The sequence below is a fragment of the Georgenia sp. Z2081 genome (assembly GCF_055326445.1).
The window spans coordinates 453,522-478,473 of record NZ_JBUZNK010000001.1 but is presented as its reverse complement, the minus strand read 5'-3'; the positions used below and the strand labels follow the sequence as shown (position 1 = coordinate 478,473).

Here is a 24,952-nt window from a genome sequence, read left to right as displayed (position 1 = left end):
GACAAGCCGTTCGCCGTCGGGCATCTCGGAGGAGAGGAGACGGAACGACGCACTGTCCGCCGACGCCGGGCACGACGTACGTTGGAGGCGTGAGCGATCGCCCGGACATCAGCACCGTGGGGGAGCTCCGCTCCTCCGACCACACCTTCCGCACGCTGCGCACGGAGATCCGCGAGAACCTCGTCGCCGCGCTCGCCGCCGGCGAGAACCCCTGGCCCGGCCTGCACGGGTTCTCCCGGACCGTGCTCCCGCAGGTCGAGCGCGCCCTGCTCGCGGGGCACGACATCGCGCTGCTCGGCGAGCGCGGCCAGGGCAAGACCCGGCTGCTACGCACGCTCGCCGGGCTCCTCGACGAGTGGACCCCGGTCATCGAGGGCTCCGAGCTCGGCGAGCACCCGTTCGCCCCGATCACCGACGCCTCGCGCGCCCGGGCAGCGGAGCTCGGCGACGACCTGCCGGTGCTCTGGCGGCACCGCGACGAGCGGTACGTCGAGAAGCTCGCGACACCTGACACCTCGGTCGCGGACCTCATCGGCGACGTCGACCCGATGCGCGTGGCCGAGGGCCGGCGGCTCGGCGACCCGGAGACCATCCACTACGGGCTGGTCCCGCGCTCGCACCGCGGCATCGTCGCCATCAACGAGCTCCCCGACCTGGCTGAACGCATCCAGGTGTCGCTGCTCAACGTGATGGAGGAACGAGACGTCCAGATCCGTGGCTACGTGCTCCGGCTCCCGCTGGACGTCCTCGTCGTCGCCACGGCGAACCCCGAGGACTACACGAACCGCGGCCGGATCATCACCCCGCTCAAGGACCGTTTCGGCGCCGAGATCCGCACGCACTACCCGATCGAGCTCGACGACGAGATCGCCATCATCACCCAGGAGGCGCACCTCGGAGCCGACGTGCCGCCGGCCGTCCTCGAGATCCTCGCCCGGTTCGCGCGGAACCTGCGCGACTCCGCCGCCGTCGACCAGTCCTCCGGCGTCTCGGCGCGGTTCGCGATCGCCGGCGCCGAGACGGTGGCGGCCGCCGCCCTGCACCGCGCCACCGTGCGCGGGGAGGAGCGGGCGGTCGCGCGCGTCGTCGACGTCCGCACCGCCGTCGACGTCCTCGGCGGCAAGGTCGAGTTCGAGGTCGGCGAGGAGGGCCGCGAGGCCGAGCTCCTCGAACATGTCCTGCGCACCGCCACGGCGGAGACGGTGCGCGCCCACCTCGCGGGCATCGACCTGGGACCGTTGGTCGCGGCGATCGAGGCCGCCGACGAGGTCGTCACCACGGGCGAGCAGGTGACCGCCGCCGACTTCCTCGCCTCGCTGCCGGGGTACACGGGCGGGTCGGTGGCGGCCTCGAGTGCCGGCGAGGACGGGGCGGACCCGTCCGTGTACGACCTGATCGCCCAGCGGCTCGACGCCCACGACGACGGCTCGCGCGCCTCCGCGATCGAGCTCGCGCTCGAGGGCCTCTTCCTCGCCCGCCGGATCTCGAAGGAGACCGGCGACGGCGAGACCGTCTACGGATGACCGGAGCGACGACATGACCCCGCAGCCCCGATCACCGCGCCCCGCGCGGTACGGCCGCTACGCCGGCGGTCCCGACCCGCTAGCGCCGCCGATCGACCTCGGGGCCGCGCTCGACGAGATCGCCGACGACGTCATGTCCGGCTACAGCCCCGACCAGGCCCTCCGCGAGCTCCTGCGGCGCGGCAGCCGCGGCGCCCAGGGCCTCGACGACCTCGCCGGCCGGGTCCAGCAGCGCCGCCGCGACCTGCTCGGCCGGCACCGGCTCGACGGCACGCTGCAGGAGGTCAGGGCCCTGCTCGACTCGGCCGTGCTCGCCGAGCGCGGCCAGCTCGCGCGCGACGTCGCCATGGACGACACCGACCGCACGTTCCGCGAGATGGTCATCCAGAACCTCCCGGGGTCGACGGCCGCAGCGGTCAGCGAGCTCGCCACCTACGACTGGGCGTCCGACGAGGCGCGCCAGACGTACGACCAGATCAAGGACCTGCTCGGCCGCGAGGTGCTCGAGCAGCGGTTCGCCGGCATGAAGCAGGCGCTCGAGGGCGCCACCGAGGAGGATCGGCGGGCCGTCGCCGAGATGCTCTCCGACCTCGGCGACCTGCTCGAGAAGCACGCCCGCGGCGAGGACACCGCTGGAGACTTCGAGGACTTCATGGCGAAGCACGGCGACCAGTTCCCGGAGAACCCCCGCGACGTCGACGAGCTCATCGACACGCTCGCGAAGCGCTCCGCCGCAGCACGCCGGATGCTCAGCTCGATGACGCCGGAGCAGCGCGAGGAGCTCATGCAGCTCTCCCAGCAGGCGTACGGCTCGCCGCAGCTGATGGAGCAGCTCGCCCGCGTCGACGCCGGTCTCCGGGCCCTGCGACCCGGCGAGGACTGGACCGGCTCCGAGCAGTTCGAGGGCGAGGAGGGCCTGGGACTCGGCGACGGCACCGGAGCGCTGCAGGAGCTCGCCGACCTCGACCGCCTCGCCGAGCAGATCGACCAGGCGTCGTCGGGGTCCCCGCTCTCGGACCTCGACCTCGAGGCGCTGGGCCGCCACCTCGGCGACGACGCCGCCGTCTCCGCCCGCACCCTCGCCGAGCTCGAGCGCGCGCTGCGGGACTCCGACTACCTGCACCACGGCTCCGACGGCGACCTGCGGCTGTCCCCGCGCGCGATGCGGCGGCTCGGCCGGTCGCTGCTCAAGGACGCGGCGGGTCGGCTGTCGGGGCGCAGCGGATCGCGGGACACCCGGCAGGCGGGAGCGGCAGGCGAGCAGACCGGGTCGAGCCGGGCCTGGGCCTTCGGCGACACGGAGCCGTGGGACGTCACGCGCTCGCTGACGAATGCCATCCTGCGCACCGCACGCGAGGGCGGCGACCCGCGCCGGGGGCTGCGGCTGGACGTCGCCGACGTCGAGATCGCCGAGACCGAGGCGCGGACGCAGGCGGCGGTGGCTCTCCTCGTCGACACGTCGTTCTCCATGGCCGCCGAGGGGCGGTGGCTACCGATGAAGCGGACCGCACTCGCCCTGCACCAGCTGCTGTCCACGCGCTTCCGCGGCGACCGGCTCGAGCTCGTCCAGTTCGGCAGGTACGCCCAGCGGGTCGACCTCGCCGAGCTCACCGCCCTGCCGCCGTTCCGCGAGCAGGGCACGAACCTCCACCACGGGCTCATGCTCGCGACCCGGTTCTTCCGGCAGCACCCCACGATGCAGCCCGTGCTGCTCGTCGTCACCGACGGCGAGCCCACCGCCCACCTCGAGCCCGGCGGCGAGTCGTGGTTCGACTACCCGCCGGCGCCGCAGACGCTGCGGCTCACCGTCGCCGAGCTCGACCGCGCGGCGCGGCTCGGCGCCGAGACCACGTTCTTCCGGCTCGGCGACGACCCCGGCCTCGCCCGGTTCCTCGACGCGATGGCACGCCGGGCGCGCGGCCGCGTGGTGGCGCCGGACCTCGACGACCTCGGCGCGGCCGTCGTCGGGGAGTACGTGCAGGCTCGCTCCCCCTGGGACCTCTGACCCCCTCCGCCCAGAGTGCGGTCGGGGCTCGTCGAGAGTGCGGTCGGTGGGTTGCCCACGGCACCCTCGGTGGCTCCCCACCGCACTCTCGGGGCTCCCCACCGCACCCTCGGTGACCAGGGGGCTAGGTGGTCCGCACCTCCAGGGAGTCGGCACCCTCGGTGCGGTCGACGACGACGTGCGCGCCGTCCGCAGCTTCGCCCCCGAGCAGCAGCCGGGCGAGCCGGTCGCCGATCTCGCGCTGGACGAGACGACGCAGCGGCCGCGCCCCGTAGGCCGGGTCGAAGCCCTCGAACGCGAGCCACTCGCGCGCCGCGCCGGTGACCTCGAGCGTGATGCGCCGCGGGGCGAGCCGTTCCGCGAACCGCTGGATCTGCAGGTCGACGATGTGGCCCAGCTCGTCGAGACCGAGCGCGTCGAACATGACGACGTCGTCGAGCCGGTTGAGGAACTCCGGCTTGAACGACGCCCGCACGATCTCCATCACCTTCTCCCGGCGCTCGCTCTCGGCCACCGACCCGTCGACGAGGAACTGCGAGCCCAGGTTCGAGGTGAGCACGAGGATGACGTTGCGGAAGTCCACCGTGCGGCCCTGCCCGTCGGTGAGCCGACCGTCGTCGAGCACCTGCAGGAGGATGTCGAAGACCTCCGGGTGCGCCTTCTCGACCTCGTCGAGGAGCACCACCGTGTACGGCCGACGCCGGACCGCCTCGGTCAGCTGGCCACCCTCCTCGTATCCGACGTACCCGGGCGGGGCCCCGACCAGGCGGGACACAGAGTGCTTCTCCGAGTACTCGGACATGTCGATGCGGACCATGGCCCGCTCGTCGTCGAACAGGAAGTCCGCCAGGGACTTCGCGAGCTCCGTCTTGCCGACCCCGGTGGGACCGAGGAACAGGAACGAGCCCGTCGGCCGGTCCGGGTCCGCGATGCCGGCCCGGGAGCGCCGCACGGCGTCCGAGACCGCGCGCACGGCCGCGGTCTGCCCGATGAGGCGCCGACCGATCTCGTCCTCCATCGTCAGGAGCTTCTCCGACTCGCCCTGGAGCAGTCGTCCGACCGGGATCCCGGTCCACGCGCCGACGACCTCGGCGATCTCCTCGGCGGAGACCTTGTCGGCGATCATCGGGTCGGAGCCGGCGGCGTCGGCGGACTCGGCCTCCTCGCTCGCGACGGCGGCGTCCAGCTCCTGCTGGAGCGCGGGGATCTCGCCGTAGCGCAGCCGGCCGGCGTCCTCGTAGCGAGACTCCCGTTCGGCGAGCTCGGCCTTCGTGGTGAGCTCGTCGAGGCGGGCGCGCAGGTCACCGACCCGGTTGTGCCCGGCCTTCTCGTTCTCCCAGCGTGCGGTCAGGCCGTCGAGCTCCTCGCGCCGGTCGGCGAGCTCGGCCCGCAGGGCGTCCAACCGCTCGGCGGTGGCGGCGTCGTCGTCGTCGAGGTTCTCCGCGAGGTAGGCCTCCTCCATGCCGAGCCGGTCCACCTGCCGACGCAGCACGTCGACCTCCTCCGGGGAGGAGTCGAGCTCCATGCGCAGGCGGGACGCGGCCTCGTCGACGAGGTCGATGGCCTTGTCCGGCAGGCGGCGGCCGGTGATGTAGCGGTCGGAGAGGGTGGCCGCGGCGACGAGCGCGCCGTCGGAGATCGTCACCTGGTGGTGCGCCTCGTACTTCGGGGCGATGCCGCGCAGGATCGTCACGGTGTCCTCGACGCTGGGCTCGCCGACGAGGACCTGCTGGAAGCGGCGCTCGAGGGCGGGGTCCTTCTCGATGTGCTCGCGGTACTCGTCGAGCGTGGTGGCGCCGACGAGGCGCAGCTCCCCGCGGGCGAGCATCGGCTTGAGCATGTTGGCGGCGTCCATCGAGGAGTCGCCGCCCGCGCCCGCCCCGACCACGGTGTGCAGCTCGTCGATGAACGTGACGACCTCGCCGTCGGAGTCCGCGATCTCCTGGAGGACCGCCTTGAGCCGCTCCTCGAACTCGCCGCGGTACTTCGCGCCCGCGACCATGCCCGCCATGTCGAGCGCGACGAGGGTCTTGCCGCGCAGGGACTCGGGGACGTCGCCGTCGACGATGCGCTGGGCGAGGCCCTCGACGACGGCGGTCTTGCCGACGCCCGGCTCACCGATGAGGACGGGGTTGTTCTTCGTGCGCCGGGACAGCACCTGGACGACGCGGCGGATCTCGGCGTCGCGCCCGACGACGGGGTCGAGCTTGCCCTCCCGCGCGGCCGCCGTGAGGTCATGGCCGTACTTCTCCAGCGCGTCGAACGTGTTCTCGGGGTCGGCGCTGGTGACGGGGCGGTTGCCGCGCACGGACGGTACGGCGGCGCGCAGGGCGTCCGGGGTGGCGCCCGCGTGCCGGAGGATCTCGTCCGTGCCGGGCGCAGCGGCGAGGCCGAGCAGGAGGTGCTCGGTGGAGACGTACTCGTCACCGAGCGCGCCGGCCTCCTCGGTGGCGCCGGCGATGACGGTGAGGAACGCGCGCGAGGTCTGCGGCTGAGCGACGGATCCCCCGGAGACGCCGGGCAGCGCGGCGATCGCGGCGTCGGTGCGGCGGGCCAGGTCGGCGCGGTCGGCCCCGACGGCGTCGAGCAGCGCGATCGCGATGCCCTCGCCCTGGTCGAGGAGGGCCTTGAGCAGGTGGCTGGGCTCGATCTGCGGGTTCCCGGCCGTGGTGGCGTGCTGGAGCGCGGAGGCGACGGCCTCCTGCGACCTGGTGGTGAGCTTGGTGTCCATCGGTCCCCAATCGGTGAGTTCGGTCGTGCTGATGGAACGCACGCAAAGTTGAGTCTATTCCGCTCAAGGTTGGGGCGCCACCGTTTCGGGTGGGGACCGAGGCGCCCGGTCCCCGCGTCGAACGGGCTCAACATGGCAGGTTCCGCGCGCTCTGGGCGCCATGTCGAGCCCACTCGACGATCTGACGCTCGTCCGGCACCCCACCTCCGCCGCTCCGCCGTCGCACCGCATCGACGTCCCGCGACATGTGCACAACCCGCTCCTCGCAGCTTTGTCCACAGCGCGACGACGGCACCCGGTCCCGTTCTCGCGAGCCGGGAGATCGTCCTCTCGTGCTGCGCTCAGCGAGCTATCGACCTCGACCGTTCCCCGCCGTCGTCCTCGGGCACTGGCGGACCGCCCGCGGCAACGCGTTCAGGGCAACGGTCCCGGCGGGCTGCGAGGTCGTCCGGCTGCGCGACGGCGCCGTCGCCATCGTTGCCGACGACCTCGACAGGTTCGAGCAGGCCGAGCAGGTCCACCTCGGGACCGCTCTCGCCGTGAGCCGACGCACCCGGGTCCGGCACGCGCTCAGCGGCGTCACCGCAGCGCTCGCCCACGGGCTGCGCGTGTGGAAGCTGCCCGGACGGCCGGTCCTGACGTCCCCGCAGAAGGTCAGCTCCGCCCGCACGACCGACTACCCCAGGCAGACGCGCGCCCTCCCGCTCGAGGACGTCGTCCGTATCGACGGCGTACCGTGCACCTCGCTGGAGCGCACCGCCGTCGACTGTGCGCGTGACCTCGATCCGCTGGACGCGCTCGTCGTCGTCGACCATGTGCTCGCGCTGCTCAGCCACGCTGACACCTACCAGCGCGTGCGGACCGAGCGGGAGGCTGCCGACGTCCGACGCCGCCTCCTCGCACGCATCGACGCCCTGCCGCGCGGCGCACGTGGAGCGCGACGTGCCCGCGTGGTGGTCGAGTGGGCGAGTCCCTGGGCCCAGTCCGCGCCGGAGACGTTCCTGCGCTGGTCGCTGCTGGTGTGGGGGCGCCGCGACGCAGTGGCCCAGTGCCGGGTCGAGGCCGAGGGCAACACCTACTTCACGGACCTCGCGCTGCCCGACGGTCGTCGTCCCGACGGGACGCAACGCTGGCTGCACATCGAGTACGACGGCGAGCTGAAGTACCACGTCGCCGACGCCGGGCAGACCGCAGCCGGACTCATCGCCGAGCGCAACCGCGAGCGCGCGATCCTCGCCCTGGGCGACGACATGGCCCGGTTCGACCGGCGAGGAGCGCGCAGTCCGGCGCAGGTCGCCCGCGTCGTGGCAGCGAAGGTGCGCCACTCATCGGGTCAGCGGCTGCACCCCGTGCGTGAGCTGCTGGCGAACTAGTGCCCGCCTCGTCGACTGGGCTCAATGTGGCGCCCGGAGCGGCCGGATCCTGCCACGTCGAGCCCATTCGATGACTCCCCGGAGCCACAGGGAAGTCGGCCGCGCAGAGACACCCGTTCAGCCATGAACCGCACGGCCGTGCGGAAAGGTCGCTCCGTGCCGGGTCTATTATCCGCTCGTGACCACACAATCGACAGTTCCAGGCCCGACGGCAGACCCGTTGGCCGCCTTCCGCCGGTTCCCCACCGGCATCACCGTCTTCCTCGGCCTGTTCGTCGTGGGCGGACTGTTCCTGGCGTACCGGCACCTCGGCGCCGACGCCGTCGCCATGTGCGGCGACGACCCGATGGCTCCCGGCGACGAGTGCCAGATGACGTCGCGCAGGCGCCGCCGGATCTCCTCGAGCACGTCGATCCAGTCCTACGAGGAGCGGCTGACGGCCTCCGCCCGGGCCCACGAGTCCTGGGTGTGGGTGGGCGTCGCCGTCGCCGTCATCGCCGCGATCTTGATCGCGCTCGTCGTCATCCGGTGGCGCCGCGACACCGCCCTCGCCCGCACGCTGGACGGCGGGCAGGAGCCGCTGGCCACCTACTCCGCGACGACCGGCACGGGTGTCGGCCTCGGCTTCCTCGGCGCGGCCGCGGTCGCCGGCATCGCCCTTGCGATGGGCGTGCGCATGGGCGGCGTGTCCGGCGAGAGCTGGATCGGCCTCGCCATCGTCGGCGTCGGTGTCGTCGTGGCGCTGCTCATCGTGTGGGCGGCCCGGCCGAAAGGCAGCACGCTCGTGAGGGCCTACGACTCGGGCGTCCGCGTCGTCACGCAGAGCAGGGCGCAGGAGGTCCCGTGGGCGGACCTGCAGTACTTCGTCGACCTCGAGTCGACGACGTTCATGCAGCTCGGCTGGGTGGGCTTCAAGCGCCAGCTCATGATCGACGACAAGGAGTTCTTCGCGACGATGCGGGCCCGGATCAACAGCGCCGCTCGCGCACGCGTGCAGGAGAGTGCCGGAACAGCTGCGCCGGTGGACTTCGGCAAGGTGACGCTCGCCGGTCGCACCGTGGTCGTCGGAAAGAAGGAGCTGGACGCCGGTTCCCTGGCCGCGATCACCCCGGTGAAGGGCAAGGACGGCCTCGAGCTTCACGTCCGGGACCGGTCGGGCGGTACGCCCGCGACGGTCCGACCCGTGGAGATCGCCAACTCGGACGTGCTCTTCGGCGTCCTGTCGGAGCACTTCGGCGTCGTCGTGCCCGGTCGCTGACCGACGCCACCGGACCGCGCGCCCCGGCCCGTTCCCGACGGGCCGGGGTCTCGCCGGGCGGGCGGCCGTCCGGGGACGCGAGGGCCTCACTCAGCGGCGCCGGGACGACACGACCGGCGAAGCGTCGGCCTCGCTCAGCGCCGCCGCGACGACACGACCGGCGAAGCGTCGGCTCCGTCTAGTCGGCCTGCTTGACGAGCCGCCACCGCGCGATCAGCGCGTAGACGACGGCCCAGACGATGAGCATGGCCAGCCCGAGGAACCAGATGCCCGGCTCCTGGGACCACAGCGGGTCGTCCTGGTAAGGGTGCCAGTCGGTGATGCCGACCGACGACATCGCCATGCTGAACCCCCAGCGCGCCGGCATGAACCAGGCGAGCTGCTCGAACACCGGCTGACCGGCGACGTCGATGACGCCGCCCGAGAGCACGAGCTGGAGCATGACGGCGACGACCAGCAGCGGCATGATCTGCTCGGAGTTCGACGCGATCGCGGACAGCATGAGGCCCATGACCATGCAGGTGAACGCCAGCACCACGGCGGCCACGACGATCTCCGCGCTCCCGGCCGGCAGGAGCGCCGAGTTCGTCGGCGGGTCATGGAGCATGAGCGTGACCACCGAGGCCACGACACCCTGGTAGACGGCGAACGCGCCGAGGACGACGACCTTGGCGGTGAGGTAGGCGTCCGGTCGCAGTCCGACCGCGGACTCCCGCCGGTAGATGTGCCGCTCGCCGACGAGATCTCGGACCGAGACCGCGAGGCCGGCGAAGGCGAGCCCGACCATGAGCACGGTGAGGATCTGCATCGACTCGCCGGTGATGTCCTCGCCGGGGTCGGGCTGCCGCAGGCCCAGCTCACCTCCCACGGCGACGGTGAGCAGCGCGAACAGCACCGGGAGGACGAGCAGGAAGAACAGGTACTTGCCGTCCGCCGCCATGAGGTTGACCTGACGCCGTGCGAGCGTGGAGACCTGCTTGCCCATCGACTGCTTGCTGCGGCGCTCGAGCTGCTGCGGGCGGGCCACGTTGACGCGGCGCACGTGCGGCCGGGCCGACGCCCCCTCGAACATCTGCTTGGACCGGGTCGGGTCCTCCTTGATGAAGGCGTAGATCTGCGCGTAGGTCAGGTCGTCGGGGTCCTTCACCTCGCGGCCGAGGTAGCGCATCGCCTTGGCGAAGTAGGGCTTGACCTCGTGCGGCGCCCCGTAGAAGGCCGTCTTGCCCCCGGGGGCAAGGATGAGGATCTTGTCGCACTGGGCGAGGTTGACCTCGTTGTGCGTGATGACGACGACCGTGCGGCCGCGCACCCCGCGCGAGTCGTCGCCGTGGGCGATCTCCGCGAGCAGGTGCATGACCTCGGCGTCGAGCGAGGGGTCCAGGCCCGACGTCGGCTCGTCGAGGAAGAGCAGGTCCGGCTGGGTGAGCATCTCCAGTGCGACGGACACGCGCTTGCGCTGGCCGCCGGAGAGCCGGTCGATGCGGGTCGAGGAGTGCTCGGTGAGGCCGAGCTGGCTCATCACGCGATCGACGGCCTGCTCCCGGTCGCGCCGCTGCACGGACTCGTCGAACCGCAGCTCGGCGCCGTAGTCGAGGGCGCGTCGGACGGTGAGGGTGCGGTGCACGACGTCGTCCTGCGGGACCACGCCCATGCGGTTGCGCATGGTGGCCTCGTGCTCGTAGACGTCGAGGCCGGAGAACCGGACGATGCCCTCGTCGGCGGTCGGCCGCCCCACGAGCGATCGCAGCAGCGTGGACTTGCCGGCGCCCGACGGGCCGATGACGGCGAGCAGCGAACGGCCGGGCAGGGAGAACGTGACGTCGTCGAGGATGGTCTTCTTCGACGGGTCCGGCGCGCCCTGCTCCTTGAGCCGCTTCTTCTCCTCCGACGACGCGTCCACCCGCACCGTGAGGTCCTCGGCCTCGAGGCTGCCCTCGCCGCCGGAGATGTCGATCGGGACGAGCCCGCCGGGCACGAGCTGGAGGAACGAGCCCCCGACGCCGAGGATCCCGCCCATCTGCAGCATGCCCTGGGTGACGCGCGCGCCGTTGACGAACGTGCCGTTGAGCGAGCCGCGGTCGATCACCCGGAAGCCGCCCTGGGTGGGCACGAGGTCGACGTGCCGGCCCGAGACGAGCGGGTCGTCGAGCGTGATGTCGGCGCTGCGTGCGCGACCGATCGTCAGCGTGCCCGGCGTTCGGCCCGACCCTGCCGACGCGGGCGAACCGCCGGCGGGGCTGCCGGACGGGGCCGGAGCCAGGGGCGCACCCACGTGGAGCTCCTGGGTCGAGGGCCGGCGAGCGCCGGGGGCGTCCGGGCCGCTCGCGCCGCTGAACGGCTCCGCGTTCTGCGGGGCGGGGGCGGCCGGACGCGACGGGCCCGACGTCGGCGCACCGGTCGCCGGTCCGGCCGGCGGCCTACCGGCGGGGGCACCGCCCGGGCTTCCCGGGGCCGGGGTGGAGCGAGGGTTCGCGGGGGTCGGGACCGACGATGCACCGACGGGGCCGGCGCTCGCCGCCGACGCGGCCGACGGCCCCGCGGAGTGCGCCGACGCCGCGGACGGACCGGCGGAGTGGGCCGACGCCGCGGACGGACCGGCGGAGTGGGCCGACGCCGCGGACGGACCGGCGGAGTGGGCCGACGCCGCGGACGGACCGGCAGAGTGGGCCGACGCCGCCGACGGACCGGCACCCTGACCGCCCGGACCGGCTGCACCGGTCGGGGCGCCGACGGGCCGGATCCGTAGCGCGGGCCCCTGGGCGGGGTGTCCGAGGTGCACGACGACGCCCTGCCCGATCGCGATCGGCGCGGTGAGCTGCCGTCCGTCGACGAACGCCGCACCCCCGACGACGCGCATCATCCAGCCGTTCGGGGTCTCGGCGATCTCGAGGTTCTGGGGAGCCACCGCGGGGTGGCCGATGATGAGGTCGGCCGGCGGGGCGCTGCCGACCAGCGCGCGTCCGCCCGGGGGCCGCGTGGCGGTCCCCATCGGGGAGGCGATCTCGATGCCCGTCCGCATGCAGTGGTTCCTCTCGAAAAGCGTGGGTCGTACGACCGCCGGGCGCCGTCCTGCCGGGCGCGCCCCCCGGCATGCTAGTGCGCGCCGGACCCCGACGACGGGTGAGAGGTGCCCGGGCCGGGTCGCGTTCGCCACCACGCCGGGCGGCACGCATCCGGGACGGCGATCACCGCGGGTCGACGTGCTCCCACGCCGGCGCCACGTGCGGCCACGGGTCGGCCTCCTCGAGCGCGGCGGCGAGGCCGAGCAGGAGGGCCTCCGAACCGACCTTCCCCCCGAGGTGGACGCCGAAGGGGAGCTCGGGCCCGTCGTCGTCGACCCGTGCCCGGTGGAGCGGCAGCGAGATGGCGGCCGCGCCGGTGATGTTCCACGTGGACGTCCAGGGGGTGAACGCGCGCTGGTCGAGGAAGTCCTGCCACGGGTCGGCGTCGTCGCGCATCGAGCCCACCGGGGCGGGCGGCCCCGACAGGGTGGGGCTGAGGATCACGTCGACTCCCGCCCATACCTGCGCGGTGCGTCGCGTGAGCAGGTGCATCGAGGTGATCGCGCTCGCGTACTCGACGCCGGTCACCTCCTTCCCGCGCTCGCGGAGGAGACGGGTGAGCGGCACGAGCAGCTCCTCCTGCGCCGGATCGAGCGGTGCGGCAGCGGCGCCCGTCGCCCAGACGGGCTGGAACGCCTCCCAGTCCTCGACGGCGAACGGCACGCCGACCTCCACCGTCTCATGGCCCATTCCCTCGAGCAGGGTGACCGCACGGTCGACGGCGGCGAGCGCCTCGGGGTGGACGTCGGTCCCGATCGAGATGGGCTCGCGCAGGACCCCGACCCGGAGCCGTGCGGGCGGGGTGTCGCAGGCGGCGAGGAACGTGCCGAGCTGCTCGGGTGCCCGGTAGATGTCGCCCGCTCGGGGGACGGCGAGGACGTCGAGGAGAGCGGCGGTGTCGCGCACGGTGCGGGTGAGGACACCGTTGCGTCCCAGTCCGGGACCGTCCGTCTGGTACGGGCCCGGCGAGACACGGCCGCGGGTGGGCAGGAGACCGACCAGACCGCAGGCGGAGGCGGGGATGCGGATCGATCCACCGCCGTCGGAGCCCTGCGCGGCGGGGACGAGGCCGGCCGCCACGGCGGCACCCGCACCCCCGGAGGACCCGCCGGCCGACCGGTCGAGGTCCCACGGCGTGCGGGCGGTCGGCCCGACGTCCGGCTCGGTGTAGGGGGGCATGCCGAACTCGGGGGTCGTGGTCTTGCCGACCATCGTCGTCCCCGCGTCGGCCAGCAGCGACACGATGCCGTCGTCGAGCTGCGCGACGTTGTCCGCGAACGCGGCGGACCCCATGCGCATGGGCAGCCCGGCGACCTGGTTGAGGTCCTTGATCGGCACGGGCACGCCGAGGAACGGCGGCAGGTCGCGGTGGTCGGGGGCACCGCCGGGGCCGGACGACGCCTCGGCGAGCGTGGCCTCGGCGGCCCGCGCGTCGTCCAGCGCCCGGTCCGCGGCCACGTGGATGAAGGCGCCGACATGTTGGTCGAGCGACTCGATCCGACGCAGCGTGTGGTCGGCGACCTCGGTCGGCGACACCTGCCCGGACCGGATCGCGGCAGCCAGGTCGAGGGCGGGGAGCTCGTGGATCTGGGCCATGGCCCGAGACTACGGGGCCGAGCGGACGCCCGAGCGGGGCCGAGCGGACGCCCGAGCGCGCCTGAGCAGGCGCCCGAGCGCGCCTGAGCGGGCGCCCGACGGTGCAGCGTCGTTCTTCTCCCTTGACCCGCAACCGGGGTTATGCGCAAGGATGGACCGCGGCCGTGCCATCCGGGCGGTTGACCCGACGGAAGGAGATCACATTGGGAATCTTCGACAAGGCCAAGGACGCACTCTCCAGCGACAAGGGTGAGGAGTACTCGGACAAGGGTCTCGACGCTGCTGGCAACGCCGCGGACAACGTCTCCGGCGGGAAGCACAGCGACAAGATCGACGGCGTGCGTGACAACCTCGACGGCCGCATCGGCAACGAGGGCGCCGGCGACACGTCGCAGGCCTGATCCACTCACTCTCGGGGAGCTAGCCCCCGACGCTCGACGGCCGGTCCCCCAGTCTGGGGGCCGGCCGTCGCTGTGCGCGCCCGGCGCGCCTCGACGACGCCGACGACGAAGAACCGCGCTCGGCGGCCGTGTGACCTGCATGACGACGTGGTGGAATGTGCGCATGACTTCGACGGCTCCTGCTCAGTCCGACGACGACCCCTACGAGTGGCTCGAGGAGGTCGAGGGCGAGGAGGCCCTCGCCTGGGTCGAGGAGCGCAACGCCGAGGTCACCGACGAGATCGCCTCGGCGCCGCGGTTCGAGGAGATCCGCTCCCAGATCCTCGAGGTGCTCGACTCGACGGAGAAGATCCCCGGCGTCGTGCAGCGCGGGGAGCACCTCTACAACTTCTGGATCGACGCGGAGCACCCCCGCGGCCTGTGGCGCCGGACCACGTGGGAGTCCTACCGGACGCGCGAGCCGGAGTGGGACGTCCTCATCGACGTCGACGCCCTCGCTGAGGCCGAGGGCGAGCAGTGGGTCTGGCACGGGGCGACCGTGCGCCGCCCGGAGTGGGACGTGGCGCTGGTCGCGCTGTCCCGCGGCGGGTCCGACGCCGACGTCGTGCGCGAGTTCGACCTGACCACGCGCGAGTTCGTCGAGGACGGCTTCCGGCTCGAGGAGTCCAAGGGGTTCGCCCGGTGGGGCGACGCGAGCGGCGACGTCCTGCTCGTCGGCCGCGACTTCGGCGAGGGGACCCTGACCGAGTCCGGGTACCCGCGCACGGTGCGCCGCTGGGAGCGTGGCACGGCGCTCGCCGACGCCCCGGAGGTGTACGCGGGCGAGGAGTCCGACGTCGTCGTCGGGGCCTCCTACGACGCCACGCCCGGGTTCGAGCGCACGTTCTTCAGCCGGGCGGTGGGCTTCTTCGACGAGGAGGTCTACCTCGAGCGGGAGGACGGCGAGAAGGTCCGCATCGACGTCCCCACCACCGCGTCCGTCGACGTGCACCGCGAGTGGCTGACGATCCTGCTGCGCGAGACCGGCAAGCTGCGCGGCACGATGTACCGCGCCGGCACGCTGCTCGGCGTCGACCTCGAGGAGTTCCTCGCCGGCGAGGGCACCGTGACGACCCTGTTCGTCCCCACCCCGACCACCGCGCTCGCGAGCTACTCGTGGACGCGCCACCACCTCGTGCTCAACATCCTCGAGGACGTGACGAACCGCCTCGAGATGCGCACCCCGCCGCCGACCTCGGACGGCGAGTGGCGCGAACGTCCCCTCGCCCTGTCGGCGTCCGGGTCTCCCCGGCTGGCGGTCTCGCGGATGGCGGCGCTGGCGGTGTCCGCTGTGGACGAGCTCGAGTCGGACGACGTGTGGCTGACGACGAACGACTTCCTCCAGCCGAGCTCGCTGGGCCTCGTGCGCCTCACGGGCGCCGGGCAGACGAAGGCCGTCGAGCCGCTGAAGATGATGCCGCAGTTCTTCGACGACGAGGGCCTCGTCGTCGAGCAGTTCTTCGCCACGTCCGACGACGGCACGCAGGTCCCGTACTTCCAGATCGGGAAGAAGGGGGTCGGCACCGCGGAGTGGCGCCGCGAGGGCGGCAGGCCGCTGCCGACGCTGCTGTACGGCTACGGCGGCTTCGAGATCTCCCTGCTCCCCCTGTACTCCGGCACCGTGGGTCGGGCGTGGCTCGAGCGGGGCGGCGTGTACGTCGTGGCCAACATCCGCGGCGGCGGCGAGTACGGGCCGAGGTGGCACCGCACCGCGCTCACGCACCGGCGGCACCGGGCCTACCAGGACTTCGCCGCCGTCGCGGACGACCTCGTGGGCCGTCAGGTCACCGACCCCGCCCACCTCGGCATCCAGGGCGGGTCGAACGGCGGGCTGCTCATGGGCGTCATGCTCACGCTCTACCCGGAGAAGTTCGGCGCGATCGTCGCGCAGGTCCCGCTGCTGGACATGCGGCGGTTCTCGCGCCTGCTCGCGGGGGCGTCGTGGGTGGCGGAGTACGGCGACCCGGACGACCCGGCGCAGTGGAGCTTCATGAAGACGTTCTCGCCGTACCACCTGTTCGACGACGAGAAGGACTACCCGCCGCTCCTGCTGACGACCTCCACGCGGGACGACCGGGTCCACCCCGGGCACGCCCGGAAGATGGCCGCCCGGATGCTCGAGGCCGGCAAGGACGTGCGCTCCTACGAGAACATCGAGGGCGGCCACGGCGGGGCCGCGACGAACGCGCAGCGCGCCCACCTGAACGCGCTCGCGTACGAGTTCCTCTGGCAGCAGCTCGGCGACGCCTGACCCCGCCCGTCGAGAGTGCGGTGCGTCCACCCCACCGCACTCTCGACGGCGAGTGCGTCAGGGGCCGGTGTTCCAGCGCTCGCGGCGCGCGCGGATCCAGCCGAACAGGCCGATGATCCCGATCGCGAACCCGGCGCCGAGCCCCAGGAGCCCGACCAGGAGCGGCCCGCCGAGCACCGACCAGCCGCCGAGCGACGGCGAGCGGGTGATCCCCAGCTCGGCCCCGCCGGCGTCGCAGTCCACGTCGTACTGACCGTCCGATCCGGCGGCGAAGCTGCCGAGCGTGACCTCGTGACTGCCGGCGCCGGCCTGGAAGACCTCCTCGAGCTCGATGTCGAGCGAGGAGCCGTCGGGGCCCGTGACGACGCACTGCCCCTCGGTCCCCCGCTCGCCGACGATGAGGTAGGTGCTCTCGCCGGCGAGGTCGTGCCGTCCGGCGCCCAGCGGCTCGGCCGAGTCGACCGCCTCGCGCACGATGCCGGTGGCCGCGCCCGTCCCGGCGGCCAGGGCGAACGCGGGGACCAGGGAGCCGACGAGCACGCCGACGACCATCCACAGCACGGACGCGCGGGTGGTGCGTGGGCGGATGCGACGGCGTCGGGGACCGGCGGTGTCGTCGGTGCCGTCGGGCACCGGCTGCTCGTCGGTCGTCGACGGTTCGTCGGGCGTGGCTGTCACCCGCACAGTGTGCCAAGCGTTGCGGCCCGCCGAGTCCGAGGGTCCGCGGGCGCAGGGGCGAGCGCCCCCATCGGGACCCCGGACCTCACCCGAGCACTGCGCGAGGCGGGCACGGGCGAAGGGGCGGGCCGCCCCGCGCGGTCAGCCTGCGACGTCGTGCAGGTGGTGCCGGATGTCGTGCAGGAGGTACTGGGCGAGCGTGCGCACGGTGAACGCGGCGCCGTCCGAGCGGTAGCCGGGGCGCTCCCAGGCGGCCTCGGGGACGGCGCCGAAGACGATGCCGGTCTCCTCCGCCCGCTCGGCGAAGGTCCGCGCCACCTCCGCGGGCTCGCGCGACCCGTAGTCGCCCTCGACCGCCGCGCGGTCCTGGTCCCAGTCGGGGAACGTCGGACCGTCGCCGGACCGGATGAGCGCGAGGCGGGTGGACATGACCTCGAGCACGTCGGCCGAGTGCGCGCCGTACTCCAGGGGCGACCACGTGGAGTCGTCCGGCCGGTCGGCGACGCCGTCGCGCCGCAGCACGTCGGCCCAGCGGCTCGCGGCGGCGGAGAGCTCGCGGGCGACGTCGTCGGGCGCGAGGGTCGACGCCTCGGTACCGCACTCCGCGCAGCGCTCCCGCAGGACCCAGGTCCAGTCCTTGGTCTCCGGCTCGATCACGGCGATCCTCCCTCTCGTGGCGCGGTCACCGACCACGCTACGCCGCCCACCCCGACGAGGTCAGGGGAAGCTGACGAGGACACGGGATATAGACCCTGCTCTCGCCGACTTCCCCTGATCTCGCGCCGACGAGGGGCGAGGCGCGGCACCTCGCGGCGTCAGCGCGAGCGGCGGTGGCCCTGCCACAGGACGAGCGCGCCGGTCTCCCGGCGCTCGCCCCGCACCCGGCGGCCGCGCGGCCCTGCCACGACGACGCCGGTCGAGCTCGCGGTGAACACCCTGCTGCCCGGCTCGACCCGCGCGCGCAACGCCTCGAGCTCGGCCGTCACCCGGTCGAGCTCGTCGCGCAGCCTGAGCACCTGCTCGATCCCGGCGAGGTTCACGCCCTTCTCCTGGGACAGGCGCTGCACCTCGCGCAGCCGGGAGACGTCGCGCAGCGAGTAGCGGCGCCCGCGTCCGGCGGTGCGGTGCGGGGCCACCAGGCCCAGCCGGTCGTACTGCCGGAGCGTCTGCGGGTGCATGCCGGCGAGCTCGGCGGCGACCGAGATCGTGAGCACCGCGGCGTCGGGACCGATCTGGTCCTCGGCGCGCACCCGGCCCCGGGCGCGACCGCGCCCCGCCCGGCCCGGGCTCATCGTCTCGCCTGCTCGAAGAGCTGGTCCCGCGGGCTCACGTCGCCGTTGGCGGCGGCGAAGTCCTCGACGGCCTTTCGTGCCGCCGCGCTGAGCCGCGAGGGCACGACGACGTTGACGGTCACCAGGAGGTCGCCGGGAACGCCCTTGGCACGCTTCACGCCGTGCTTGCGCACGCGCAGGGTCCTGCCCGACGGCGTACCGGCCGGCACCTTGAGGCGCACGCTCTCGCCGTCGAGCGTGGGGATCTCCACGGTCGCCCCGAGCGCGGCCTCGTCGAACGTCACCGGCACGGTGAGGCGCAGGTTCGCGCCGTCGAGGGTGAAGACCGGATGGGGTGTGACCTCGACGGTGATGATGAGGTCGCCTGCCGGTGCACCGCCGCTGCCGGGGCGTCCCTTGCCGGGGATCTTGATCTTCTGACCGTCGCGCACGCCGGGCGGGATGCGGGTGGTCACCGCGCGGCCGTCGACGGTGAGCTCCACGGTCGAGCCGTCGACGGCCTGCCGGAACGGCAGCGTGGTCGTGGCGAGCACGTCCTGGCCGCGCTGGGCGCGGCGCCTCGACCCGAAGCCCGACGGCGCGGCCGAGCCGAACATCGAGCTGAGGATGTCGTCGAACCCGGGCGCGTCCTGCGCCGAGGCGTAGCCCTGCCCGCGGCCCCCGGCTCCGAAGCCGGAGGAGAAGACGTCCTCGAAGCCCGACGCGCCGGCGCCGCCGGCCGGTCCGCCCGAGAAGCGCGGCCGGCCCCCGGCCATGGCCCGCAGCGCGTCGTACTCGCTGCGCTCCTTGGGGTCCGAGAGCACCGCGTAGGCCTCGCCGACCTTCTTGAAGGTCTCCTCGGCCTTGGCGTCACCTGGGTTCTGGTCGGGGTGGTGCGTCCGGGCGAGCTTGCGGTACGCCTTCTTGATCGTGTCCGCGTCGGCGTCCTTGCTCACGCCGAGCACCTGGTAGAAGTCCTTCTCCAGCCAGTCCTGTCCCGCCATCACTCACCACCTCCCTCGGCTGCGTCTCGTCGATCTCGCGGGCCGGGCGTGCGCCGCACGCCCGGCGTCCTGCATGTGCTGCGTGCCCGTGGGCGCCGGCCGGCGGCGCCCACGGGCATCGTCACCCGGCTCACGCGGGAGAGTGCACCGCCACGCGGGCGGCCCGGACGACCTTGTCGCCGATCCGGTAGCCCGGCTGGAGGACCTGGTCGATCGTGGGGACCTCGACCTCCGCGCTCTCGGAGCTCATGAGCGCCTCGTGCACGTTCGGGTCGAACTCCTCGCCCACGGCGCCGAAGCGCTCGAGGGAGAACCTCTGCTGGAGCGTCTGCTCGAGCTTGTCGGCGATCGAGGCGAACGGGCCGCTCAGGTCGTCGTGGCTGCGGGCCAGCGCGATGTCGTCGAGGACGCCGAACAGCGACTCCACGACCGACTCGACGCCGGCCTGCCGGTGACCGGCGGCCTCCGTGCGGGAGCGCCGCACGAACGCCGCGTACTCCTGCTCGACGTTGTAGACGTCGGCCTTGCGCCGCGCCAGCTGGTCCTGCAGGTCCAGCACCTCCGCCTGCGCGACGGCGAGAGGGTCCTCCTCCGCCGCGACCTGGTCACCCTCCGGCCCGCCGGACGGCGCACCAGCAGGCGCACCGGCCGGCACGTCGGACGCCCCACCGGCTGGGCCACCGCCCGCGGCCGCACCCTCACCCGCGGGGCCGCCCGCGCCGGGCGCACCGGCACCGGGCGCCGCCGCGGCGTCGTCGGGAACCGCCTGACCCTGCGGTCCGCCCGCGGCCGGGCCGCCCGCCGGCGGGCGCACCCGTCCGGTCTCGGGGTCGAGGCGACGGCGGTCGTTGACCACCGGCTCCTCCCTCGGTCGGTCGGGCTGCTCGGTCACTTGCGGTCCTCCTCGTCGTCGACGATCTCGGCGTCGACGACGTCCTCGTCGGCGCCGGCGTCCGAGGCCTGCTCGCCCCCGGCGTCACCGAAGTCCGGCTGCTCCTGCGCGCCGACGTTCTCGTCGGCCTGCGCGGCGTAGAGCGCCTCGCCGATCTTCATCGCCTTGGTGTTGAGGGCGTCCTGCGCCGTCTTGATGGCCTCGACGTCCTCGCCCTCGAGCGCCTTCTTCAGGGCGTCGACGGACTCCTGGATCTCGCCCCGGACGTCCTCGGGCAGCTTGTCGGCGTTGTCGGTGAGCTGCTTCTCCACCGAGTACACCTGCTGCTCGGCCGTGTTGCGGGCGTCCGCCTCCTCACGACGCTTGGCGTCCTCGGCGGCGTGCGCCTCGGCCTCCTTGACCATGCGGTCGATCTCGTCCTTCGGCAGCGCCGAGCCGCCGGTGATCGTCATCGACTGCTCGGTGCCGGTGCCCTTGTCCGTGGCGGACACGTGGACGATGCCGTTGGCGTCGATGTCGAAGGCGACCTCGACCTGCGGCATGCCGCGCGGCGCCGGTGCGATGCCGGTGAGCTCGAACGTGCCGAGCGGCTTGTTGTCCCTCGCGAACTCGCGCTCGCCCTGGAAGACCTGGATGAGCACCGACGGCTGGTTGTCCTCGGCCGTGGAGAAGACCTCGGAGCGCTTGGTCGGGATGGCCGTGTTGCGCTCGATGAGCTTCGTCATCACGCCGCCCTTGGTCTCGATGCCCAGGGAGAGCGGGGTGACGTCGATGAGCAGGACGTCCTTGCGGTCGCCCTTGATGACGCCGGCCTGCAGGGCGGCGCCGACGGCGACGACCTCGTCCGGGTTGACGCCCTTGTTGGGCTCGCGGCCGCCGGTCAGGCCCTTGACGGCCTCGGTGACGGCCGGCATGCGGGTCGAGCCGCCGACGAGGACGACGTGGTCGATCTCGGAGAGCTGGATGCCGGCGTCGCGGATGACGTTCTCGAACGGCGCCTTGGTGCGGTCGAGGAGGTCCTTGGTCATGTCCTCGAACTTCGCGCGCGTGAGCTGCTCGTCGAGGTGGATCGGGCCCTCGGGGGTCATCGACAGGTACTGCAGGGAGATGTTCGTCGACGTCGCCGAGGAGAGCTCCTTCTTGGCCTGCTCGGCCGCGTCCTTGAGCCGCTGGAGCGCGATCTTGTCCTTGGACAGGTCGGGACCGCCGCGGCCCTTGACCGTGTCGACGAGCCAGCTGACGACCCGCTGGTCCCAGTCGTCGCCACCGAGGCGGTTGTCCCCGGAGGTCGCGCGGACCTGGATCGTGGAGAACTCGTCCTCGTCCTTGCCGACCTCGAGCAGGGAGACGTCGAACGTGCCGCCACCCAGGTCGAACACGAGGATGAGCTCGTCCTCCTTGCCCTTCTCCAGGCCGTAGGCGAGCGCCGCCGCGGTGGGCTCGTTGACGATGCGCAGGACGTTGAGGCCGGCGATCTGGCCGGCGTCCTTCGTGGCCTGCCGCTCGGCGTCGTTGAAGTACGCGGGCACGGTGACGACGGCGTCGGTGACGGGCTCGCCGAGGTAGGACTCGGCGTCCTTCTTCAGCTTGCCCAGGATGCGCGCGGAGATCTCGGGCGCGGTGTAGGACTTGTCCTCGATGTCCACCGACCAGTCGGTGCCCATGTGGCGCTTGACGGAGGAGATCGTGCGGTCGACGTTGGTGACGGCCTGACGCTTGGCGATCTCGCCGACGAGGACCTCGCCGGACTTGCTGAACGCGACGACGGACGGCGTGGTGCGCTGGCCCTCCGCGTTCGCGATGACCGTCGGCTCGCCGCCCTCGAGGACGGAGACGACGGAGTTCGTAGTGCCGAGGTCGATCCCGACTGCTCGTGCCATGTGTGGTGCTCCCTAGTGGTTGCGCCGGCTGCGTGACCTGGTTGGCCGCGGCTTCCGACTGGTCTTGAGTCGTATGCACTCAACTCTGCACCCGCGCCGGTTCCGTTGTCCAGCCGACCGGGCGTGAAGTTGAGTCTGCCTGGCTCAACCTTGGAGGTGGGGTGGGTATTCCCGGGCGCGCAGAAGGCCCGGCCCGTAGCCTCTCGCCCTGTGCCACCACGCCGTCCACGTCCTCCCGCGGCGCAACCGCGCTTCGCCCGCCCGCTGCCGCCCGAGCAGTTCTCGCGCTGGTACGGCGGCTGGGACCCGCTCGACCCCACCACCGTCGGCGCCTTCATGCGGGGCTTCGACCGGCCGTGGTGGATCGTGGGCGGTTGGAGCATCGAGGTCGTTACCGGCGTCGCGCGCCCGCACGAGGACTTGGACGTCTCGATCCTGTCGAGCGACGCCGGGGCCTTCCGCCGCTTCCTCGGCGACCGGTGGACGCCGTGGAACGTCGACGAGGGGTGGCTGCGCCCCTTCGACGGGCGCTTCGGCGAGCTGCGGCCCGACAGCCAGCTGTGGGTGCGACGTGACGCGCGCTCGCCGTGGATCCTCGACGTGCCGTTCACCCCGGAGACCGGCGGCCGCTGGACCAACAAGCGCCTCGCCTCCCACACCGAGGACCTCGACGACGTCACGTGGGTCGCGCCCGACGGGCTGCGCTACGCCCGGCCCGAGGTGACCCTCATGTTCAAGGCCGCCCAGGCTCGGGAGAAGGACCGGCAGGACGCCCGGGCCGCGCTTCCGCTGCTCGACGCCCGGGCGCGCCGGTGGCTGCGCGACGTCGTCGCGCGCCTGGACGCCGACCACGCCTGGCTCGACACCCTCTGAGCATCCGCGCCTCCGCCGCGCCGGGACGGGCGACAATCTCCCCGACGACGACGAACGGCGCCGAGCGGTGCCCCTCCGTCGTCGACGACGTGCACGAACGGCGGCGGGCCGGTCCGGCCGCACCACGACGACCACGGTGGCGGGCCGGCCCAGCCACTACGACGACCAGGGAGGCAGTGTGCAGCACGTGCTCTCGGCGACGGTGCCGGTCTTCCTCGTCGTCGCGCTCGGCTACGTCCTCACGCGGTCCGGCATGTTCCGGCGCGAGGACGCTGCGGTCCTGTCGCGGTTCGTCGTCAAGGTGGCGCTGCCTCTCCTCATCTTCGCCAACATCGCCGGCCGCTCCCCCGGCGAGGTCTTCCACGCCGTGTACCTGCTCACCTACGCGATCGCCGCGCTGGTGATGTTCGGCCTCGCTGCCGCCTACGCCCGCGCGCGGGGCAGGTCGAGGCTGCGGGCGATCTTCATGGGCACCGGCATGGCGGGGACGGCCAACGGGTTCATCGGGTTCCCGATCTTCCTCATCCTGTTCGCGGAGCGGGCGGGGGCCGCCGTCGGGATGGGCATGATCGTCGACAACGTACTCATCATCCCGCTCACGCTGCTGCTGGCCGAGCAGGCGACGGGCACGGGCACCGTCCGCGACCGGCTCGTCGCGACCCTGCGCGGTGTCGTCCTGCACCCGATGGTCATCGCGATCGTCGCCGCGCTCGCACTGAGCACGGCCGGCATCGACCTGCCGACGACGCTCGACCGCGGCGTCGACCTCCTCGCGGGCGCGTCGACGGGGGTGGCGCTGTTCGCCGTCGGCGGGATGTTCGTCGGTCTGCGCGTGCGCGGGGCGGTGGGGGACATCGCCACCACGGTCGTCGGGAAGCTGGCCGTGATGCCGGCGATCGCCGTCGGACTGATCCTCCTGCTCGACGCCGCCGGGCTGCCCCCGCTGCCGGCCGAGCTGCGGGCGGCAGCGGTGCTGATGTGCGCGCTGCCGACGTACTCGGTGCTGCCCGCGCTCGGCGAGGGGTACGGGGAGTCCGACGTCCCGACCGCGTCGATGATGCTCCAGACGGCGTGCTCGTTCCTCACGCTCTCGGGGTGGATGCTCGGCCTGCGCGCGATGGGTTGGCTGTAACGGGGCAGCGCCGACCGCACAGGTCCTCGCCGAGCGGGCGAGGTACCGCTCGCTCAGCCGTCGAGCAGGTCGAGGAACGCCAGCGTCGCGGGTCCGGGATTGAGGTCGCTCCACGCCAGGTGGACCGCCCGGACCGGGCCGTCGAGCACCGGGAGCGCGACGACCCGCGGGCCCTCCGGCACGACGGCTGCCGGCAGCAGCGTGACCGCGAGCCCCTCGGCGACCAGACCGAGGAGCAGCTCGGGCCCGATCGACTCGAACGCCACCTCCCGCGCGACGCCCGCGGCCGCAAAGGCGATGTCGCTCTGCGCGCGCCCGGGCGTCCCCGTGCCGAAGTCGGCGAACGTCTCGTCGGCCAGGTCGGCAAGCCGGAGACGGCGGCGCCGAGCGAGTCGATGCGCGGCCGGGAGCACCGCGACGAGCGGCTCACGGGCGAGCTCACGGGAGGCGACACCGACCGGCGAGCGGGTGTCGGACAGGCCGAGCACGGCGAGGTCGAGCTCGCCGGAGCGGATCGCGGCGACGAGCTCGTCGCTGCCACCGCCGCGCATCGTCACCCGCACCGCGGGGTGCTCGTCGCGCAGCCGGCCCACGAGCGCGGGGACGTCGAGGGCGGTGACGGTCGGGATCAGCCCGATGCGCAGCGTCCCTCGCACCTCGCCGGCGGCGGACGCGGCCTCGGCAGCGGCGCGCTCGACAGCATCGAGCGCGGCACGGGCCGCCGGGAGGAAGGCCTCGCCGGCGGCGGTGACCTCCACCCGCCGGCTCGTCCGGGCGAAGAGATCGACGCCGAGCTCCCGCTCCAACGCCTTGACCTGGTGGCTGAGCGCCGACTGGACCACGAAGCAGCGCTCCGCGGCGCGGGTGAAGCTGCGGGTCTCGGCCACAGCGAGGACGTAGCGCAGCTGCTGCAGCTCCATCCATCCATCGTGCTACGCGATCGTTCCGATGACAACGATGAGTTGGACTCATCAACCAAGGCG

The 24,952-nt window shown here is 73.1% G+C and carries 18 protein-coding genes; 8 read left to right on the top strand and 10 right to left on the bottom strand.

Translation table 11 applies throughout. The features are described 5' to 3' along the window. The first annotated feature begins 89 nt into the window (after positions 1-89). Both ACZLKG_RS02230 and ACZLKG_RS02225 read left to right on the top strand, forming a co-directional pair. The gene (locus tag ACZLKG_RS02230; protein ID WP_425707581.1) at positions 90-1,523 is read left to right on the top strand and encodes a sigma 54-interacting transcriptional regulator; all 1,434 of its coding nucleotides are present in this window, start codon (positions 90-92) and stop codon (positions 1,521-1,523) included. A 13-nt stretch (positions 1,524-1,536) separates the two neighbouring features. Next, positions 1,537-3,528, top strand: coding sequence for a vWA domain-containing protein (locus ACZLKG_RS02225; protein WP_463647785.1), 1,992 nt, complete (start codon positions 1,537-1,539; stop codon positions 3,526-3,528). A 124-nt stretch (positions 3,529-3,652) separates the two neighbouring features. On the opposite strand, the gene clpB is transcribed toward ACZLKG_RS02225, so the two are convergent. Beyond that, the gene (gene clpB / locus ACZLKG_RS02220) at positions 3,653-6,259 is read right to left on the bottom strand and encodes an ATP-dependent chaperone ClpB (protein ID WP_463647784.1); all 2,607 of its coding nucleotides are present in this window, start codon (positions 6,257-6,259) and stop codon (positions 3,653-3,655) included. A 332-nt stretch (positions 6,260-6,591) separates the two neighbouring features. On the opposite strand from clpB, the gene ACZLKG_RS02215 reads away from it, so the two are divergent. Together ACZLKG_RS02215 and ACZLKG_RS02210 are read left to right on the top strand one after the other, a co-directional pair. Next, entirely contained in the window at positions 6,592-7,632 is a 1,041-nt protein-coding gene (locus ACZLKG_RS02215) for a hypothetical protein (RefSeq protein ID WP_463647783.1), read from the top strand. 178 nt (positions 7,633-7,810) lie between these two features. After that, the gene (locus ACZLKG_RS02210; protein WP_425707577.1) at positions 7,811-8,890 is read left to right on the top strand and encodes a hypothetical protein; all 1,080 of its coding nucleotides are present in this window, start codon (positions 7,811-7,813) and stop codon (positions 8,888-8,890) included. Between the two features lie 178 nt (positions 8,891-9,068). On the opposite strand, the gene ACZLKG_RS02205 is transcribed toward ACZLKG_RS02210, so the two are convergent. Together ACZLKG_RS02205 and ACZLKG_RS02200 are read right to left on the bottom strand one after the other, a co-directional pair. Next, a complete protein-coding gene (locus ACZLKG_RS02205; protein WP_463647782.1) occupies positions 9,069-11,909 on the bottom strand; it encodes an ATP-binding cassette domain-containing protein in 2,841 nt (946 codons plus the stop codon). Positions 11,910-12,075: 166 nt separating this feature from the next. After that, entirely contained in the window at positions 12,076-13,548 is a 1,473-nt protein-coding gene (locus tag ACZLKG_RS02200; RefSeq protein ID WP_463647781.1) for an amidase, read from the bottom strand. A gap of 203 nt (positions 13,549-13,751) precedes the next feature. Here ACZLKG_RS02200 and ACZLKG_RS02195 point away from each other — a divergent pair, with 203 nt between their 5' ends. Together ACZLKG_RS02195 and ACZLKG_RS02190 are read left to right on the top strand one after the other, a co-directional pair. Then, entirely contained in the window at positions 13,752-13,949 is a 198-nt protein-coding gene (locus ACZLKG_RS02195) for an antitoxin (RefSeq protein ID WP_425707574.1), read from the top strand. Positions 13,950-14,112: 163 nt separating this feature from the next. Continuing rightward, the gene (locus ACZLKG_RS02190) at positions 14,113-16,239 is read left to right on the top strand and encodes a prolyl oligopeptidase family serine peptidase (RefSeq protein WP_425707573.1); all 2,127 of its coding nucleotides are present in this window, start codon (positions 14,113-14,115) and stop codon (positions 16,237-16,239) included. A 57-nt stretch (positions 16,240-16,296) separates the two neighbouring features. On the opposite strand, the gene ACZLKG_RS02185 is transcribed toward ACZLKG_RS02190, so the two are convergent. The 6 genes from ACZLKG_RS02185 to dnaK form a co-directional block, all read right to left on the bottom strand. Then, the gene (locus ACZLKG_RS02185) at positions 16,297-16,917 is read right to left on the bottom strand and encodes a hypothetical protein (protein ID WP_425707572.1); all 621 of its coding nucleotides are present in this window, start codon (positions 16,915-16,917) and stop codon (positions 16,297-16,299) included. Positions 16,918-17,058: 141 nt separating this feature from the next. After that, the gene (locus ACZLKG_RS02180; RefSeq protein ID WP_425707571.1) at positions 17,059-17,574 is read right to left on the bottom strand and encodes a DinB family protein; all 516 of its coding nucleotides are present in this window, start codon (positions 17,572-17,574) and stop codon (positions 17,059-17,061) included. A gap of 158 nt (positions 17,575-17,732) precedes the next feature. Continuing rightward, positions 17,733-18,209 (bottom strand): heat shock protein transcriptional repressor HspR, encoded by a 477-nt coding sequence (locus tag ACZLKG_RS02175; RefSeq protein WP_463647780.1) that lies wholly within the window; start codon positions 18,207-18,209, stop codon positions 17,733-17,735. Continuing rightward, positions 18,206-19,192, bottom strand: coding sequence for a DnaJ C-terminal domain-containing protein (locus tag ACZLKG_RS02170; RefSeq protein ID WP_425707569.1), 987 nt, complete (start codon positions 19,190-19,192; stop codon positions 18,206-18,208). The genes ACZLKG_RS02175 and ACZLKG_RS02170 overlap by 4 nt, the downstream gene beginning before the upstream one ends. Before the next feature lie 130 nt (positions 19,193-19,322). Beyond that, positions 19,323-20,084 carry a nucleotide exchange factor GrpE gene (locus ACZLKG_RS02165; RefSeq protein ID WP_425707568.1) on the bottom strand — a complete coding sequence of 254 codons (762 nt, stop codon included), beginning with the start codon at positions 20,082-20,084 and terminating at the stop codon, positions 19,323-19,325. After that, complete coding sequence (gene dnaK, locus ACZLKG_RS02160; protein ID WP_463647779.1) at positions 20,081-21,964, bottom strand: molecular chaperone DnaK; 1,884 nt, start codon at positions 21,962-21,964, stop codon at positions 20,081-20,083. The genes ACZLKG_RS02165 and dnaK overlap by 4 nt, the downstream gene beginning before the upstream one ends. A gap of 210 nt (positions 21,965-22,174) precedes the next feature. On the opposite strand from dnaK, the gene ACZLKG_RS02155 reads away from it, so the two are divergent. After that, complete coding sequence (locus ACZLKG_RS02155; protein WP_425707566.1) at positions 22,175-22,837, top strand: nucleotidyltransferase domain-containing protein; 663 nt, start codon at positions 22,175-22,177, stop codon at positions 22,835-22,837. 178 nt (positions 22,838-23,015) lie between these two features. Next, positions 23,016-23,969 (top strand): AEC family transporter, encoded by a 954-nt coding sequence (locus ACZLKG_RS02150; protein ID WP_425707565.1) that lies wholly within the window; start codon positions 23,016-23,018, stop codon positions 23,967-23,969. 53 nt (positions 23,970-24,022) lie between these two features. Here the strand turns inward: ACZLKG_RS02150 and ACZLKG_RS02145 are convergent, their stop codons facing one another. After that, on the bottom strand, positions 24,023-24,889 hold the full coding sequence (locus ACZLKG_RS02145; RefSeq protein ID WP_463647778.1) for a LysR family transcriptional regulator: 867 nt from the start codon (positions 24,887-24,889) through the stop codon (positions 24,023-24,025). Positions 24,890-24,952 lie beyond the last annotated feature (63 nt).

What these genes read in the sequence shown, in the direction of transcription:
- ACZLKG_RS02205 (WP_463647782.1), bottom strand. Translation starts at nt 11,909, where the DNA reads ATGCGGACGGGCATCGAGATCGCCTCCCCGATGGGGACCGCCACGCGG.
- clpB (WP_463647784.1), bottom strand. Translation starts at nt 6,259, where the DNA reads ATGGACACCAAGCTCACCACCAGGTCGCAGGAGGCCGTCGCCTCCGCG.
- ACZLKG_RS02200 (WP_463647781.1), bottom strand. Translation starts at nt 13,548, where the DNA reads ATGGCCCAGATCCACGAGCTCCCCGCCCTCGACCTGGCTGCCGCGATC.
- dnaK (WP_463647779.1), bottom strand. Translation starts at nt 21,964, where the DNA reads ATGGCACGAGCAGTCGGGATCGACCTCGGCACTACGAACTCCGTCGTC.
- ACZLKG_RS02190 (WP_425707573.1), top strand. Translation starts at nt 14,113, where the DNA reads ATGACTTCGACGGCTCCTGCTCAGTCCGACGACGACCCCTACGAGTGG.
- ACZLKG_RS02170 (WP_425707569.1), bottom strand. Translation starts at nt 19,192, where the DNA reads ATGGCGGGACAGGACTGGCTGGAGAAGGACTTCTACCAGGTGCTCGGC.
- ACZLKG_RS02225 (WP_463647785.1), top strand. Translation starts at nt 1,537, where the DNA reads ATGACCCCGCAGCCCCGATCACCGCGCCCCGCGCGGTACGGCCGCTAC.
- ACZLKG_RS02145 (WP_463647778.1), bottom strand. Translation starts at nt 24,889, where the DNA reads ATGGAGCTGCAGCAGCTGCGCTACGTCCTCGCTGTGGCCGAGACCCGC.
- ACZLKG_RS02175 (WP_463647780.1), bottom strand. Translation starts at nt 18,209, where the DNA reads ATGAGCCCGGGCCGGGCGGGGCGCGGTCGCGCCCGGGGCCGGGTGCGC.